At 71.7% G+C, this 15,204-nt stretch carries 14 protein-coding genes; 12 read left to right on the top strand and 2 right to left on the bottom strand.

Translation table 11 applies throughout. From position 1 onward, the window contains the following. Positions 1 to 22: 22 nt before the first annotated feature. The 8 genes from FK530_RS00235 (at position 23) to FK530_RS00200 (ending at position 8,589) form a co-directional block, all read left to right on the top strand. On the top strand, positions 23 to 316 hold the full coding sequence (locus tag FK530_RS00235; RefSeq protein ID WP_146484993.1) for a hypothetical protein: 294 nt from the start codon (positions 23 to 25) through the stop codon (positions 314 to 316). A gap of 110 nt (positions 317 to 426) precedes the next feature. Continuing rightward, complete coding sequence (locus FK530_RS00230; protein ID WP_205124160.1) at positions 427 to 2,736, top strand: M28 family peptidase; 2,310 nt, start codon at positions 427 to 429, stop codon at positions 2,734 to 2,736. A gap of 34 nt (positions 2,737 to 2,770) precedes the next feature. Next, positions 2,771 to 3,361 (top strand): phosphoribosylanthranilate isomerase, encoded by a 591-nt coding sequence (locus FK530_RS00225; RefSeq protein WP_146484992.1) that lies wholly within the window; start codon positions 2,771 to 2,773, stop codon positions 3,359 to 3,361. 52 nt (positions 3,362 to 3,413) lie between these two features. Further along, positions 3,414 to 4,094, top strand: coding sequence for a hypothetical protein (locus FK530_RS00220; protein WP_146484991.1), 681 nt, complete (start codon positions 3,414 to 3,416; stop codon positions 4,092 to 4,094). Between the two features lie 86 nt (positions 4,095 to 4,180). Next, positions 4,181 to 5,638 carry a PepSY-associated TM helix domain-containing protein gene (locus FK530_RS00215; RefSeq protein ID WP_146484990.1) on the top strand — a complete coding sequence of 486 codons (1,458 nt, stop codon included), beginning with the start codon at positions 4,181 to 4,183 and terminating at the stop codon, positions 5,636 to 5,638. A 70-nt stretch (positions 5,639 to 5,708) separates the two neighbouring features. Next, positions 5,709 to 6,212 carry a ferritin gene (locus FK530_RS00210; RefSeq protein WP_068525967.1) on the top strand — a complete coding sequence of 168 codons (504 nt, stop codon included), beginning with the start codon at positions 5,709 to 5,711 and terminating at the stop codon, positions 6,210 to 6,212. A gap of 204 nt (positions 6,213 to 6,416) precedes the next feature. Further along, positions 6,417 to 7,085, top strand: coding sequence for a TetR/AcrR family transcriptional regulator (locus FK530_RS00205; protein WP_146484989.1), 669 nt, complete (start codon positions 6,417 to 6,419; stop codon positions 7,083 to 7,085). After that, on the top strand, positions 7,078 to 8,589 hold the full coding sequence (locus tag FK530_RS00200) for an ArnT family glycosyltransferase (protein WP_146484988.1): 1,512 nt from the start codon (positions 7,078 to 7,080) through the stop codon (positions 8,587 to 8,589). Before FK530_RS00205 ends, FK530_RS00200 begins: the two co-directional genes overlap by 8 nt. Before the next feature lie 32 nt (positions 8,590 to 8,621). Here FK530_RS00200 and FK530_RS00195 read toward each other — a convergent pair whose 3' ends face one another. Together FK530_RS00195 and FK530_RS00190 are read right to left on the bottom strand one after the other, a co-directional pair. Further along, positions 8,622 to 9,848: a Glu/Leu/Phe/Val dehydrogenase dimerization domain-containing protein gene (locus FK530_RS00195; RefSeq protein ID WP_146484987.1), complete on the bottom strand. Its 1,227-nt coding sequence runs from the start codon at positions 9,846 to 9,848 to the stop codon at positions 8,622 to 8,624. Positions 9,849 to 9,981: 133 nt separating this feature from the next. Continuing rightward, entirely contained in the window at positions 9,982 to 10,500 is a 519-nt protein-coding gene (locus FK530_RS00190; protein WP_166443235.1) for an Lrp/AsnC family transcriptional regulator, read from the bottom strand. A gap of 155 nt (positions 10,501 to 10,655) precedes the next feature. Between FK530_RS00190 and hppD the strand changes: the two genes are divergently transcribed. The 4 genes from hppD to fahA are packed head-to-tail and all read left to right on the top strand — an operon-like array spanning position 10,656 to position 15,150. Next, positions 10,656 to 11,900: a 4-hydroxyphenylpyruvate dioxygenase gene (hppD, locus tag FK530_RS00185; RefSeq protein ID WP_146484986.1), complete on the top strand. Its 1,245-nt coding sequence runs from the start codon at positions 10,656 to 10,658 to the stop codon at positions 11,898 to 11,900. 27 nt (positions 11,901 to 11,927) lie between these two features. Beyond that, entirely contained in the window at positions 11,928 to 13,124 is a 1,197-nt protein-coding gene (locus FK530_RS00180; protein WP_146484985.1) for a homogentisate 1,2-dioxygenase, read from the top strand. Beyond that, a complete protein-coding gene (locus tag FK530_RS00175) occupies positions 13,121 to 13,957 on the top strand; it encodes a hypothetical protein (RefSeq protein ID WP_205124159.1) in 837 nt (278 codons plus the stop codon). Before FK530_RS00180 ends, FK530_RS00175 begins: the two co-directional genes overlap by 4 nt. Beyond that, positions 13,954 to 15,150: a fumarylacetoacetase gene (gene fahA, locus FK530_RS00170; protein WP_205124158.1), complete on the top strand. Its 1,197-nt coding sequence runs from the start codon at positions 13,954 to 13,956 to the stop codon at positions 15,148 to 15,150. The genes FK530_RS00175 and fahA overlap by 4 nt, the downstream gene beginning before the upstream one ends. Positions 15,151 to 15,204: the final 54 nt, after the last annotated feature.

The following is a 15,204-nucleotide window of genomic DNA, read 5'->3' as shown; positions in this document are numbered from 1 at the left end:
CTTCAGGATGAAAGGGGTTTCCATGGCGTTCCGCCACTCGCGCGGCAGCAGGACTCTGCCCACCGCGCTCGCCGCGTTCGGCGTGCTCTCGATGACCTTCGTCTCCCCGATCACGGTGGGGACCGCGAACGCGCTCGAGCCGTGCCCGCCCGGACAGACGCCGTTCTGGAACGGCAAGAACTGCGTCATGCAGCTGTGCACCCCGCCCTACAACCCGACGTTCCCGCCGTGCACGATGCCCGCACCCACCGCCCCGCCGGCCGCCGTCCCGACGGCTCCGGCGGCTCCCGGCGCGATCCCGGGCCAGCCCTTCTGACCGCACTCGGTTCGGCGCCGGCCGGGCCGCGCGCGGCCCCGGATCGTCGCCGTTGCTGACCTGCGCGTTGCCGACCGGGAATCACCCGGCGCGGGAGTAGTGTTCGGCGCGTGCCCCGCACCGACACCAGTGTCCCCTCGATCCGCGGCGCAGTCACGGGTGCGGTCTCGTTCCTGGTGCTCGCACTCCTCGCCTGGGGGGCGATCGCCACGGTGACGCCCCCGGCCCCCGGCCCCGCCGACGCACCGGCGGCGGTCTTCAGCGCCGACCGTGCGCGGGTCCATCAGGAACGGATCAGCGCGACACCTCATCCCACCGGCTCGGCCGCGGCCTCGGATGTCCGGCGGTACATCCTCGACCAGCTCGGAGCCGCGGGGATCGCCACCCGGGTGCAGGACGCTGTCGGTTCCACGGACGTCCTGGGCGGTGTCGCCCTCGCGCGCGTGCAGAACGTGATCGCGACGCTGCCGGGCTCCGGCTCGTCGGGAACGCTCTTCCTGGTGGCCCACTACGATTCGGCGACGATCTCGCACGGCGCGGGAGACGACGGCGCGGGCGTCGCAACCCTGCTGGAGACCGCGCGCGCCCTCCGCGCGGGCGCCGCCTTGCGCAACGACGTCGTGCTGGTCTTCACCGACGCGGAGGAGGCGTGCCTGTGCGGCGCCGAGGCGTTCGTGAATCAGGATCCCGCCGCCGCGCGCGGGGGCGTCGTCCTGAACTTCGAATCGCGCGGATCCTCGGGCCCCGCCATCATGTTCGAGACGAGCCGGGGCAACGCCGACCTCGTCGCCGCGTACGCGAAGGCGGCTCCCCGCCCGGTCGCCACCAGCTTCGCGGCGGCGGTCTACCGCCTGCTCCCCAACGACACCGACTTCTCGCCCTTCCGCGACGACGACCGGTTCGCCGGGCTCAACACGGCGTACATCGACGGCTCCGCCGCCTATCACCAGCCGCAGGACGACATCGCCCACCAGTCGGCGGAGTCGCTGCAGCACATGGGCGACGGCGGCCTGGCGATGGCGCGGGCCCTCGGCGTCGCGGATATCGCCGCCCTGACGCAACCCGCCGGCGGCGATGCCACCTACTTCCCGGTGCTCGGCCGCCTCGTCCGGTACCCCGGCGGATTCGTCTGGCCGATCGCGATTCTCGCGCTGCTCGCCGTCGGGGCGGCCGCCGTCGTCGTGGTGCGGGGCGGGGTGCTCACCGCTCCCCGCCTGGCCGCGTGCATCGCGTGGGGCCTCGCGCCGCTGCTCGGCGTCGTCGCGGCGACCTTCGTCCTGTGGCGGGGCCTCCTACTGGCGCAGCCCGGATACGGACAGTTCGCCGACCCGTGGGTGCCGGGCTGGTACCGGGTCGCCGTCGTCGCGCTGGTGTTCACGACGGTGCTCGCCTGGCTCGCCCCGCTCCGCAGGCGGTTCGGGACCGCCGCGCTCACCGTCGGTGCGCTGGCCTGGGTGGCACTACTCGGCGTCGTCGCCGCGGCGCTCATCCCGGGCGGTTCGTACCTCCTCGCCCTCCCCGCGCTGCTCGGCGCCCTGGCGGTGATTGCCGGCGTCCGCACGCGGTGGGGCCTGCCGGTGCAGCTGGCCGCCGCGGCCGTGACGGTGCTGATCCTGGCGCCGACGGCAGCGATCTTCTTCCCTGCGACCGGCGTGCGCCTGGCGGCACCGTCGGCCGTCTTCGTCGCGATCATCGCGATCGTGCTGCTGCCGCTGCTGGACACCCTGCTCCCGGGCCCGTCGACCGGCTCCCGGCGCCTCGTCCGGGCGGCACCGGCGCTGGCGACCGCGCTGGTCGCGGCGCTGGCGATCGGCGGGGGCCTCGCCGCGAACCGGCCGTCCGCGGTGCACCCGGTACCCGTCGCCCTGCGGTACCTCCTCGACGCCGACACCGGGAAGGCGTACTGGGCGCGGCCCGGCGCCGACCCGACGGGGTGGACCGGCCCCCTCGTCCAGCGACGCGAGGACCTGTCGGCGGCGTTCCCGATGCTCAAAGGCCGGAGCACCGGCACGACGACGGTCGGCGATGCTCCCGTCGCGGCCCTCGCCCCGGCGGACGTGCGCGTGGTGTCCGAGCGCGTCGAGAACGGCAATCGACTGCTGCAGCTACACGTCACCTCGGGGCGCGGGGCCCGCGTCCTGCAGCTCACCCAGGAGGAGGGCGTCGTCCTCGCCGCGTCCGCCCGCGGGCGCGCTGTGCCGGTCGACGACGGCTTCACGCTGCGTTTCCACGGCCTGCCCGCCGAGGGTCTGGACGTGGCCCTCACGGTCGAGGGCACGTCACGGCTGCGGATCCGGGTCGAGGACGCGAGCGACGGGATCGACGCACTGCCCGGCTTCGTACCGCGCCCGGAGGGCGTCAGCGCGCTCGGCGGGCACACCGCGGAGATGGCGATCGTCGCCCGCACCGTGACGCTCTGAGCCGCGGCCGCGGCGCTCCGCCTACGATCGACGGGTGTTCGTCAAGGTGTGTGGGCTGCGGACCGTCGAGACCGTCGATGCGGCGGTCGACGCCGGAGCCGATGCGGTGGGCTTCGTCTTCGCGCCCGGAAGCGTTCGGCTGATCGAACCCGCGGCGGCGGCCGAACTGATCGCGCGCGTGCCGGAGCGGGTCGAGACCGTCGGGGTCTTCCGCGGGCAGCCCATCGACGAGGTGCTGCGGCTGGCCCGCGCATCCGGCGTCGGCACGATCCAGTTGCACGGCGACGAGCCCGGCGACCATTTCGTGCGCGCCGCCGCCGCGGGCTTCCGCACGATCCGCGCGATCTCCGCCGCGCGGTACACCGAATCCGGTCACGGCGGCGACGAGCGTCTGCTCATCGATGCGACGGTGCCCGGCTCCGGCGCGACCTTCGATCCCGCGGACCTGCCGGTCCCGCCCCGCGCCGACTGGCTGCTCGCCGGCGGCCTGCGCCCCGACAACGTGGCCGCGCTCATCGCCGCGTTCGGGCCCTCGGGCGTGGACGTCTCCAGCGGCGTCGAGTCCGCACCCGGAGTGAAGGACCCGTCGCTGATCCGCCGCTTCGTCGCCGCGGCCCGCCCCTGACCTGCCCGTTCCCGCTCGGGCTCCGTCCCCTACGGGGAGTAGTATTCCCGCTGTGTTCCGCCCAGCCCGCCCCGAAGCCACGGTCCGTGGCGTCGCGGTGGGCGCGGTCTCCTTCGCCGCGAGCCTGACGGCGCACGCCGTCGCCATGCGGACCTCGTCGATGCCCGGGCACGCGATGCCGGCCGGCGCGACGCCGCACCACGTGATGCCCTCCGGGTCGATGCCGCAGCACGTGATGCCCGACGGCAGTGTCATGAGCGGCTCCACCATGGGACACGACATGGGCGGCCACGCGATGCACTCGATGCCGTCGATGGACATGACGGCGATGCCCGGCGCACCGTCGGTCCCCCTGAGCGCGCTGCTGCTGCTGGCGGCGGTGTGCGCGGTCCTCGGGGCGGTCGCCGCGCGTCCGCGGACCGCCGGTCCGCGCGGGGTCGCCGCGCTGCTGCTCCTCGGCCAGGGCGCGGGCCACCTCGCGCTGGGCGTGACGATGGGGCATCTCGCGATGAGCCCGGTAATGGCAGTCGCGCACGTCGGGGCCGCGATCGTCGCCGGTGCCGTCATCGCGGGCGCCGAGCACGCCCTGCGGGTCGCGCTCGCCACACTCACCCCCCTGACCCCGACCTGGCGGACACGGGCGCGCCCCGTCGTCGCCCCGGTCTGGACCTTCCGCGCCGTCCCCCTCCCCGTGCTCGCGCGACACGGGGCACTGCGCGCGCCGCCCTGCTGACACCCTCACCCTTTTCCTCCGCCCGGATCGGCCCCGCGCCGCCCGGGCTTCCCGCGCGTACGCGCACAACCCCGTGAGGTGTCCTCATGTCAGTTACCGATTCGGCGGCCGAGAACGCGCCGCCGACCGAAGCCACTCCCCCCACCGCGCCGTCGGCGCGGCCCGGGTGGCGCGCCGCGATCCTGCGGCTGCACTTCTACGCGGGCCTGCTGGTGGGCCCGTTCCTGCTCATCGCGGCGATCAGCGGCGGCCTGTACGCCGCGGCGCCGACCGTCGAGAGGTTCGTATACGCCGACCAGCTCGAGGCGCGGACGGACGGTCCCGCCCTGCCGTTGGCGGAGCAGGTCGCCGCCGCGCAGGCGTCCCGTCCCGGGCTACCGCTCGCGGCGGTGCGGACCGGCGACGGCCCCGGGCTCACCACTCGGGTGCTGTTCGACGATCCGTCGCTCGCCCCGGACGGCCGGCAGCTCGCCGTGTACGTCGATCCCGCGTCGGCGCAGGTCCAGGGCGCACTCCCCGTGTACGGCTCCGTCGAGGCCCTCCCGATCCGGTTCTGGATCGACCGGCTGCACGTCGACCTGCACCTCGGCGACGTGGGCCGGTTCTACAGCGAACTGGCGGCGTCGTGGCTGTGGGTCGTCGCGCTCGGCGGCTTCTACCTGTGGTGGCGGCACCGTCGGGGGAACCCCCTCCGGATGCTGGCCTACGACCGCAGGGCCCGCGGCCGCGGCGGCAGGATGAGCCGGCACGCCGCCGTCGGCACCTGGCTGCTCCTCGGGCTGCTGTTCTTCTCCGCGACGGGCCTGACGTGGTCGAAATACGCGGGCGAGAACATCGGCCAGCTCCGCGCGGAGCTGGGGTGGACCAAGCCCGCGCTGTCCACCTCGCTCACGCCGGGCGGCGAGCACGGTGGCGGCGGCGAGCACGCCGATCATCAGATGCCGATGGCCGCACCGAAGGTCTCCCCGGAGGTCGCCGCGCAGACCCGCGCGCGGAACATCGCGGTGCTGGACCGGGCCGTCGCGGAGGCGGCGTCCCGGGGCGTCGACGGTGCCGTCCAGGTCTCGGTCCCGACGGATCCGAACGTCGCGATCACGGTCGCCCAGACCCGCCAGCCGTGGCGGATGGGCATCGACTCCGCGACCGTGGATCCGGCGACGGGGCAGGTGATCACGGTGCTCGCGTTCGCGTCGTGGCCGCTCTTGGCCAAGGCGACGGAGCTCCTGATCAACACTCATATGGGCTGGCAGTTCGGTCTGCTCAACCAGATCGCATTGGTTGCGTTCGCCGCACTTCTCGTGACGGTGATCGTCCGCGGCTACCTCATGTGGTGGCAGCGGCGGCCGAAACGCGGCGGGCTCCCGAAGCCGCCGGCGCGGGGCGCGATCCGGAAGGTCGAACCGTCGCACGCGATTCCGGCGATTCTGGGCATCGCTTTCCTGGGCTGGTTCCTGCCGGTGTTCGGTGTCTCGCTGCTCGCGTTCGTGGTCCTCGATCTTGCGATAGGCGTGGCTAAGAGGGGTAGGGCTAACCTAAGAAAATAGCCCCTGACCTGCACAAAGGGTCGCCTTGCCTGCGTTGCACGATCGCTGGAACGGTTCTAGAGTCGGTCCCATGAAGCTCACGGATGCACTCGAAGAGAAGTTCAACGATCAGATCACGCTCGAGTTCGAGGCCTCGCTGGTCTACCGGCAGTTGGCCATCGAGATGGAGATCCGTGATCTGCCGGGCATCGCGGCATGGCTGCGGCACCAGGCCGACGAGGAGATCGTCCACGCCAACAAGTGGATCGATCACCTCTCGGACCGCGACAACCACCCGAAGATCGGCGCCTCGGCCGCCCCGAAGGTGGACGTGAAGACCGTCCTGGACGTCTTCAACGTCGCGCTGGAACACGAGCGCCGCGTGTCGGATTCGATCCGCGACCTGTACCGGGCCGCGAACGACGACATCGACTCGAAGAGCCTCATCCAGTGGTTCGTCAACGAGCAGGTCGAGGAAGAGGCGACGGTCAGCGAGATCGTCGGCCGCCTCAAGCTGATCGACGGTGACGGCCCCGGCCTCCTGCGTCTCGACGAGGAGCTGGGCTCGCGCCCGACGCGCACCACCGAGGCCTGATCAAGCCACCTATTGCAGCCCGGGAAACGGGGTCCTCCGCTCGCGGAGGGCCCCGTTTTTCGTCGCCACCCGCCCACGCGCTCCCGCCCGTCGCCCGCCCCCGCCCCGCCTCGCCCCGTGCCGTCCCGTCCCCCGCGCTCCCTAGCGGGGCGGGAGCAGCGGATCGGGGTCGACGATTCTGGCCGTGCGTGCTATTTTTTGACCATGCGGCCAGAAAATGAGACGAGCGGCCAGAGATCGTTCATCGAAGAGGCTCGCCGCCGCCAGATCATCGCCGCGGCGGTCGAAGTCCTCGCCGACGAGGGCTACGGCCGCGCCACCCTCTCCCGCATCGCGCAGCAGGCCGGGATCTCGAAGGGCGTGATCTCCTATCACTTCGACGGCAAGGACGACCTGATGCGACAGGTCGTGATCCAACTGTTCGTGGCCGGAGCGGAGTTCATGGGCCCGCGCCTCGCCGAGCAGCACACCGCGACCGACATCCTGCGCACCTACATCGCCACCAACCTCGAGTACATCAAGGAGCAACGCAGATTCCTCGGCGCCATGGTCGAAGTGGTTCTCAACCTGCGGAACCCGGACGGCACCCCGGCCTTCAGCCCGAGCGACGGCGAGAAGGAGATGCTCGCGCCGCTCGCCGGGATACTGCGCGACGGGCAGGAATCCGGCGAGTTCTCCGCCGAGTTCGAGCCCACGATCATGGCCCGTCTGATCCGCGACGCGATCGACGGCGCCGCCGGCCGGGCCGCCCGCGAATCCGCGTTCGACATCGACGCCCACGCCGATCAGATGATCCGGACCTTCCTCGCAGCGGTGCAGCCCTCGCCGCACGGACCCGCACCCCTCGTACCGTCGGAGGACACCGATGACTGAGACCACGTCCGCCCCCGCCGATCGCACCGACACCGTCGACCCCGCCCCGATCGCGTGGAGCACCCTCGTGCCCGTCCTCGCCGTGAGCGCGGTCGCCGCGGCGTTCGGTGCGAGCAAGTACCACCTCTTCGGCGACGAGCTGTACTTCATCGCCGCCGGCCACCACCTGTCCGTGAGCTACGCCGACCAGGGGCCGATCCTGCCGCTGCTCGCGCTTCTCGGCGACGCGATGCCCGGCGATTCCCTGGTGCTCTTCCGCCTGCCATCGGTGCTCATCACGCTGGTCGGGATCCTGCTGTCGGCGTTGATCGCCCGCGAACTGGGCGGCGGTCGCTTCGCGCAGACCCTCACCGCGGGCGCGTACGCCACGTCCACGTTCCTGCTGCTGCAGTCCTCTCTGCTCGCCACCAACGCGATCGACACCCCGCTGTGGGTCGCCATCACCTGGCTGGTGGTGCGCTGGGTGCGTACCCGGCAGGACCGGCTCCTGTTCGCCGCGGGCGTCGTCACCGCGATCGACATGCAGGTCAAGTGGCTGATCCCCGTCTTCTGGGGGTGCGTGATCGTCGCGTCCCTGATCTGGGGCCCGCGGGAACTCTGGCGGCGCCCGGCGCTGTGGGCCGGTGGCGCGTTCACCGTGATCACGATGGTCCCCGCGCTGCTCTGGCAGGCCGAGCGCGGATGGCCCTATCTGCAACTCACGAGTCAGGTGGCCGAGGAGAGCCAGTACGCGGGCGGGCGCATCGCCTTCGTCCCGATCATGTTGCTCACCGCCGGCGTGCTCGGCGCACTACTCCTGCTCTACGGCCTCTACGCACTGCTGCGGTCGGATCGGTTCCGCCCCTACCGGTTCTTGGCGCCCGCGTTCGTCCTGCTGGTGCTCGTCTTCATCGCCACCGCGGGTCGGCCGTACTACCCCGGCGGCATGCTGCCGGTGATCATCGCCGCCGGCGCCGTCGCGTTCGAGGCGCTCCCCGCGCCGAAACTGCGACTGGCGGTCACCGCGCCGCTGTCGATCCTCGCGATCGGATCCATCGTCGTGAGCCTGCCGTTCACGCCCGAATCGGAGATCACCGAACCGAAGTCGGTGATGGAGGCGGGCATGCAGATCTCCGTGTACGGCCAGTTCGGCTGGCCCGAGCTGACCCGCGCGGTCGAGGAGTCGATCACGGCACTGCCTGAGGGCGAACGACCGCAGGCGATCGTCGCCAGCTCCTACTGGCAGGCGTCCGCTCTGCAGTACTACGGCAGCGGCCTGCCTCCGGTGTTCAGCCCGAGCCGCGGCTACGGCTTCTTCGGCGAACCCGAGGATTCGGCGACGACGGTGCTCCGCGTCATCAACTCCGACGCCGACCTGCAGGACGACATGTGCGACCGGGCCCGCACGCTCCGGCGGTTCGACTACCGGCTGGGCTTCCCCACCGCGTCGACCGGTGTGGACATCCGGCTCTGCCACCCGCGGGCACCGTGGTCCCGGCTCTGGCCCGAACTGCGCCGCATGTAGCGCCGGCGCGCTCGGCCGATGCTCGCGCCCCGTCAGACCAGCTGATCGAGCGCGATCTCGAAAGCGGTGGCGGCCACCAGGGTCGTGCTCGCGGACCGGGCACGGCAGCGTTCGAGCGCGGTGCCGATGGTGCGCGAGACGTCGCCGAAGATCGCTTCGTCCGAGACCTCGACCTCGCCCTCCATGAGCATCGCGAAGGCGCGGGCCATCCCGCAGTTCGCGATGAAGTCGGGCACCACGGCGACGCACCGGTCGGCGTGCTCGTACACCGGCCCGTAGAAGATCTCGGGGTCGGCGAAGGGCACGTTGGCCCCGGAGGCGACCACGTCGAGACCCGCGTCGATCATCGCGTCGACCTGCGCGCGGGTGACGAGACGCGATGCGGCGCACGGGAGGAAGACCTCGGCGCCGATCGACCAGATCCGCTCGCCCGCCTCCTCGGCGGTCAGCAGCTCATCGGAGACCAACCGGTTGCCCCGCTTGGCGAGGAAGAGATCGGTGATCTCGTCCGCGCTGATCCCCTCGGGCCGGACCAGCCCGCCGTCGCGGTCCAGGATGCCGACGATCTGCGCTCCCGCCTGCGCCGCGTAGTACGCGGCCGCGGCGCCGACGTTGCCCCACCCCTGCACGATCACGCGTTTGCCCTCGAGGGAGCCGCCGTAGACGCGGTAGTAGTGCCGCACGGATTCCGCGACGCCCCAGCCGGTGATGAGGTCGGCCACGGAGTACCGCCGCCCGTGATCGGGTGTGAACCGCGGGTCCTCCACGATCTTCGCGATCCCGAGCCGCAATTGGCCGACGCGCTGCACGTGGTCGCGGCCGTCGGAAGCGAAGTGGCCGTTGACCACTCCTTCTTGCGGGTGCCACAGGCCGTAGCTCTCCGTGATCGGAACGACCTCCGACTTCTCGTCGACGTTGAGGTCGCCGCCGGTGCCGTAGTACGCCTTGAGCAACGGCGTGACCGCCTTGAACCAGCGCCGCAGCACCTCGTCCTTGCGCGGGTCCGTCGGGTCGAAGTCGATCCCCGATTTGGCGCCGCCGATCGCCGGCCCCGCGACGGTGAACTTCACCTCCATGGTCTTCGCGAGCGACTCCACCTCGCGGCGGTCGAGGCCCCGCCGCATGCGGGTGCCGCCGTCGGCCGCGCCGCCCCGCAACGAGTTGATCACCGTCCAGCCCCGCGCGGAGGTCTCGGGATCGTGCCATTCGAAGACCACCTCGGGCGCCTTCGCTTCGAACCGGGTGAGCAGCTGCTTCATGTCGCTCCTGGGGGACGCGGAATGCCGATGTGAACCCGATCACTGTCGAACCGGCCCGCCCTCGCGAGCAACGCTCCGCCGGACGAACGGACAGAATGCGCACCGCATGCACAGCGTCCCGCCGTGGATCTGGTCAATCTGCCGAGCTGCGGTAGCGCGGCGCCCGGGACACCGGCCGCGCATCGAGCGTCCGCAGCAACGGCATCGCACGGAAGGGCACGATCTCCGACAGCACCACGATGCTGATCGACCGCGCGACCAGCGGCGACCGGCCGATCCTGAGCAGGGTCTCCTGCAGTCCCCCGTGCGACGCGGCCGCCACCCGGCACAGCACGTCGCTCGCGCCCGTGGTCGCGAACGCCTCCAGGACGTTCGGGATGGCGGCCAGTTCCTCCGCGACGGCGCTCAGCTCACCCTGCGCGGTCTCGAGCTGGACGAAGCACTGCACCCCGAAGCCGGCCGCCGCCACGTCGAGGTGGGGCTGGTACCCGGCGATGACGCCCGCACCCTCCAGCTTCTTCAGCCGCGCCTGTACCGTCGCGCGCGCGACCCCGACGCGCCGGGACGTCTCGAGCACCCCGATCTGCGGGGCGCGGTGCAACGAATCGAGGAGCGCGAAGTCGACATCGTCCAATGTCACGGGTTCCAGCATGGCGAGCTCCTCCTAGTCGATTTGACTACATCATTCGCCGACTGGGCGGCGATTCGCAGCAGTTTGGCCAGCCTGAGCCGGCGTTCTTGCCACCGCCCAGCCGTGGCCGGATTGTAGTGACGCACGTTACATCCGGCCCGGAAGGTGAGACGACCATGACGACGAAGACCGCGCCCGAGCAGACCTCTCTTGAGCAGACGCTGACCGACGAGGAGAAGCTCGCCGGCCTCGGCGCCGAGCAGCTGCAGCAGCTCGTCGGGCTCGTCTCCTACGACGCCACGCGCGACGCCTTCCCCGTCAACGGCTGGGACGCGATCGTCTTCGTGGTCGGCAACGCCACCCAGGCCGCGCACTACTACCAGTCCGTGTGGGGCATGGAGCTCATCGCCTACCGCGGCCCGGAGCAGGGCGAGCGCGACCACAAGTCCTTCGTGCTGCGGTCGGGCTCCATCCGGTTCGTGGTCAAGGGCGCGGTCAGCCCGGACAGCCCGCTCGTGCAGCACCACGCCCGCCACGGCGACGGCGTCGTCGACATCGCCCTCGAGGTGCCCGACGTGGACCGCTGCATCGAGCACGCCCGCGCCTGCGGCGCAACCGTTCTCGAGGAGCCGCACGACGTCACCGACGAGCACGGCACCGTCCGCGTCGGCGCCATCGCGACCTACGGGGAGACCAGGCACACCCTCGTTCAGCGCGTCGTCGGCGGTACCCGGTACGACGGTGCCTACCTCCCCGGCTACGTCCCTGCCGCCAGCTCCTTCCGCAAGCGCGACGGCGCCCCCAAGCGCATCTTCCAGGCGCTCGATCACATCGTCGGCAACGTCGAGCTGGGACGCCTGGACGAGTGGGTCGGCTTCTACAACCGCGTCATGGGCTTCACGAACATGGCGGAGTTCATCGGCGACGACATCGCCACCGACTACTCGGCACTCATGTCCAAGGTGGTCGCCAACGGCAACCACCGCGTGAAGTTCCCCCTCAACGAGCCCGCGATCGCCCAGAAGAAGTCCCAGATCGACGAGTACCTCGAGTTCTACCGCGGCCCCGGCGCCCAGCACCTCGCCGTCGCCACGAACGACATCCTCACCGCCGTGGACCAATTACGCGCCGAGGGCGTCGAATTCCTCAACACGCCCGACGCCTACTACGACGACCCCGAACTGCGCGCCCGCATCGGCCAGGTGCGGGTCCCCGTCGAGGAACTGCAGAAGCGGGGCATCCTGGTGGACCGCGACGAGGACGGCTACCTGCTGCAGATCTTCACCAAGCCGATCGGCGACCGCCCCACCGTGTTCTTCGAGATCATCGAGCGGCACGGCTCGCTCGGCTTCGGCAAGGGCAACTTCAAGGCCCTCTTCGAGGCCATCGAGCGCGAGCAGGAGCAGCGCGGCAACCTCTGATCCGACACCACCTCCAGGAGGGTTCCGATGGCCTACTACCGCAGTGTCGGCACGATTCCGCCCAAGCGGCACACCCAGTTCCGGCGCGACGGCGGCGAGCTGTACTACGAGGAACTCGTCGGCGAGGAGGGCTTCTCCTCCGATTCCTCGCTGCTCTACCACCGGGGCATCCCGTCGGCCATCACCTCGGCCGAGCCGTGGGAACCCGGCGACCTGAGCCTGCAGCCCAACGCCCCGCTCCTGCCCCGGCACCTGCGCCTGCACGAGCTGTTCGACGATGCGGCGGCGCGGGCCGCGGATGCCGTCACCGGCCGCCGGCTGGTGCTGGGCAACACGGACGTTCGGATCTCCTACGTGGTCGCGGGGGCACCGTCACCCCTGTACCGCAACGCTATCGGCGACGAGTGCGTGTACATCGAGGAGGGCTCCGGAGTCGTCGAGACGGTCTTCGGCGCGCTCGCGTTCCGCACCGGCGACTACGTGCTGATGCCCCGGGCCACCACGCATCGCTGGCTCCCCACCGAGGGAACGACGGTGCGCGCCTACGTCATCGAGGCGTGCGGCGGGGGCGGCGGCCACATCGCGCCACCGAAGCGGTATCTCTCGCGGTACGGGCAGCTCCTGGAGCACGCCCCGTTCTGCGAGCGGGACCTGCACGGACCGTCGGAGCCCCTGCTGCGCGAGGGCACCGACGTGGAGGTACTGGTCAAGCACCGCTCCGGCAGCGACGTCGGCGGCACGCGGTACACGGTGCCCACGCACCCGTTCGACGTGGTCGGCTGGGACGGCTGCCTGTACCCCTACACGTTCAACGTGGAGGACTTCGAGCCGATCACGGGACGGGTGCACCAGCCGCCGCCGGTGCACCAGGTCTTCGAGGGCAACGGCTTCGTGATCTGCAACTTCGTGCCGCGCAAGGTCGACTACCACCCGCTCTCGATCCCGGTGCCCTACTACCATTCCAACGTCGACTCGGACGAGGTGATGTTCTACGTGGCCGGCGACTACGAGGCGCGCAAGGGCACGGGCATCGGGCCCGGCTCGATCTCGTTGCACCCGGGCGGGCACGCCCACGGCCCGCAGCCGGGCGCGATGGAGGGCAGCATCGGCCTCGAGCGGTTCGACGAGCTGGCCGTCATGGTCGACACCTTCGCGCCGCTGCAGCTGGGTGAGGGCGCGCGGGCCACGGACGACGGTGTCTACTACCGCAGCTGGTCCCGGTGAGCGCGCTGCTCGCCGGGCTGGTGGACGACGCCGGCCTGTTCCCGCCGACGGCGCTCCCGATGGCGGAGGCCGTCGCCCGGCACCGCCGGGACCTCGCCGCCGGTGAGCCGATGCTCACGCACCGCTTCCTGTGCCCCGCCGCCCGGATCGACGAACTCCGCGCGGCGCTCACGGGGAGCGACCGGATCACGCTGGGTCTCATCGGCTCCGGCACGGCGCTGTCCGCAGCGGCGGCCGTGGTCGAGGCCGATCCACGGCTGCGCATCGCGCTGGTCGAGTTCGCCGCCGATCCCGGCCGACTCGGCGCCGAGGTACGGGCCGCGTCCACGTGCGGCGCAGCGGTCTTCGTCGAGCCCGTCGAGCGCGCCGACACCCCGCGGCTGGCCACCGCGCTGACGGGGCTCGGCGCGGGACTGAAGATCCGCTGCGGCGGCGTCCGGGCCGAGATGTTCCCGTCGCCCACCCACGTGGCCGAGGCGCTGCTCGTCGCGGCCGCCGCCGGAGTGCCCGTCAAGGCGACCGCGGGGTTGCATCACGCCGTGCGGCATCGGGATCCGCGCACCGGCTTCGTGCATCACGGCTTCCTCAACCTCGTCGTCGGCGCCGCCCGCGCGGCCCTCGACGGCGGGCGGGACGACGTCGCCGAGGCGCTCTCGATCACCGACGGCGCGGCGCTGGCCGCGGAGGCCGCGGAGCTCGCACCCGAATCGGTCACCACGACCCGTCGGCTCCTCGCCTCTTACGGTTCCTGCAACACCGCGGTCCCACCCGCGGAGACCGCCGCGCTCGGCCTCGCCCCCGTCGCCCCCGAACGAGAAGGACACAGATCGTGACCACCACCTGGGCACCCGTGCCCGCCGACTCCGGCTTCGGCGTCGAGAACCTGCCCTACGGCGTCTTCCGCCCCACCGGCGGTGCGCCCCGCGCGGGCGTGCGCATCGGAGAGCACGTGCTCGATCTCGCCGCCGCGCTCGGCGACCCGGTGTTCGCGGCACCGTCGCTCAACGCCTTCCTCGCCCGCGGCCGCCGGGCCTGGAGCGCCACCCGCGCCGAGATCGTCTCGCTGCTCACCGATCCCGCACGTGCGCGGGAGGGTGCTGCGCACCTGTACGCGCTCGGGGACGTGACCCTGCAGCTGCCCTTCGAGGTGGCCGACTACGTCGACTTCTACGCCAGCGAGCACCACGCCACCAACCTGGGCCGCCTCTTCCGGCCCGATTCCGCCGCGCTGCTGCCGAACTGGAAGCACCTGCCCGTCGGCTACCACGGCCGCGCGGGCACCGTCGTCGCCTCGGGGACGCCCGTGGTCCGCCCCGCCGGTCAGCGGAAGGCACCGTCGGACGACGCCCCGACTTTCGGTCCGTCCGTACGCCTGGACATCGAGGCCGAGCTCGGCTTCGTGGTCGGGGCCGGCAGCGACCTCGGAAAGCCGGTGGGCACGGCGGATTTCGCTGAGCACGTCTTCGGCGTCTGCGTCGTCAACGACTGGTCGGCGCGCGACATCCAGGCCTGGGAGTACGTGCCGCTGGGCCCCTTCCTCGGCAAGAGTTTCGCGACCTCGATCTCGCACTGGATCACGCCCCTCGAGGCGCTGGAGGCGGCCCGCGTGGAGACGCCCACCCAGTCGCCCGAGCCGCTGCCGCACCTGCGCGACACCGAGAACTGGGGCCTGGACATCGATCTGGAGGTCGAGCTGCACGGCACCATCGTCTCCCGCCCGCCCTACGCCCAGATGTACTGGTCGCCCGCGCAGATGCTCGCGCACCTGACCTCGAACGGCGCAAGCCTGCGCACCGGCGACCTGTTCGCCTCCGGCACCGTCTCCGGCCCGGAGCGCGATCAGCGCGGGTCCTTCATCGAACTCACCTGGAACGGCGCGGAACCGCTGCGCCTGCCCGACGGTACTGAGCGCACCTTCCTGGAGGACGGGGACGTCGTCAGCCTGCGCGCCAGCGCCCCCGGGACCAGCGGCGCGCGCATCGCACTCGGCGAGGTCACCGCGACCATCGGCCCCACCCCGGCCTGACACGCGCACCGTCGAACACGCCCCTCGATCGTCGGATGGCTCCCCATGTCCATG

Source organism: Tsukamurella conjunctivitidis (assembly GCF_007858475.1).
Lineage (GTDB): Bacteria > Actinomycetota > Actinomycetes > Mycobacteriales > Mycobacteriaceae > Tsukamurella > Tsukamurella conjunctivitidis.
The sequence above is the reverse complement of the archived record's forward strand: the minus strand, read 5'-3'. Positions and strand labels throughout refer to the sequence as shown.